The organism is Methylosinus sp. R-45379, assembly GCF_001644125.1.
GTDB lineage: Bacteria > Pseudomonadota > Alphaproteobacteria > Rhizobiales > Beijerinckiaceae > Methylosinus.
Window position 1 is genome coordinate 1 of sequence record NZ_LUUM01000126.1, and the last position, 1,231, is coordinate 1,231.

Annotated in this window: 1 protein-coding gene; it reads left to right on the top strand. The window is 54.4% G+C overall.

All coding sequences use genetic code 11. The annotated features are described in order from the left end of the window. Positions 1-750 precede the first annotated feature (750 nt). Positions 751-1,231: hypothetical protein (locus A1351_RS06750; protein WP_157096139.1), on the top strand; the 481-nt coding region annotated here is incomplete at its 3' end.

The window sequence follows — 1,231 nt, forward strand, 5'->3', positions numbered from 1 at the left end:
CGATCGGATCTGCGGCGACGACCGCTGGGCGGCTCGGGCATGGGGGATGCGTCACACGCATTCGGCCGAAAATGGCGCCAATGACGTGATAATAACATACGGATAAATATGGCTGTATTGTGTTTCATTTGGGGTGATGAAATGTTTTATAGAAGTTAAAATCAAGATGGCTGGCCGATCTAGCGTCGCAGGATTTGTCGATTTCGAAAGCGAAAAGTCGCGTTACGTAACACATTTGTTCGCGGACAAATGTGTTACATAGACGGACAAATCCGTTTCATAAATCCGGAGTAACGCGGGACTGACATACCTATCTAGAACGCTCCCCATAGCGCCTCTGTAAATTTGGTTCGAGGTCTGATCCCGTAGGGGAGCCAGCTCGTCATGATCGACGACGCTTTCGATGGCGCTATTGCTCCGAGGGGCCGAATCTTGTCGTTTTGGCGCCTTTGGGGCGGGCCAATTTGATCGTATCCGTAAATTTAGATGGCGGCTCGATGGACGAACGAATCTGAAAATTCATTCAACAAGCGCTTTCTTATCGCTAAATCGAACAACGAGTGCCGGAGTCCATAACTCTTATGGGCCTGTGCGCTCACATTTCAAAATCATGTCCGCATGATCAGAGAGATGGTTGCTCATGGCCCGGGAAAATCCCTTTGAAATTCGTATGAAAATTTACCTTGACAAGGTTAACGTCTCGAGTGAGCTTTTTATATACCCTGATCTTTCCTTGTAGCGAGGTGTGCAATGATCATCCCCGATTTGGGCGAATTCGCCCGGGCGTCCAGCCTGCTTAACGCCGCGCTCGCCTCTGCCACGAAAGCGGAGACCAAGGTCTGGCTCAAGACCTGCCAAGGCGCGGCCAAATTGCATCTCGGGACGCCGATCCCGGGTGTGACCGTCGAGATGATTCATGGCGCGTTCATCAAGATGGACGAACTGTTGGCGGACCCGAACGAGCGCCCTATCCTCCATGCGCTCGGCGCCGCGCTTTTGGAGTTCGGGAAGGCGCCCGACACGCGGCCCTGCGACCTCGTTGTGAAGCTGCGGGAAAGAGCGCCGGAACTCGAAAAGGCGCTCGAGGCGCATGGATTCATCCGTCACACGGATGGACGGCGGGTGCGCGGCATCGGCTATAGCCTGTGGCACGGGACCGCGGTGCTTTCGGTGATTTGCGCCATCGTCGGAGCCGCTGGGCAGGTTGCGCAGATGCAGGACGTGGTCTTCT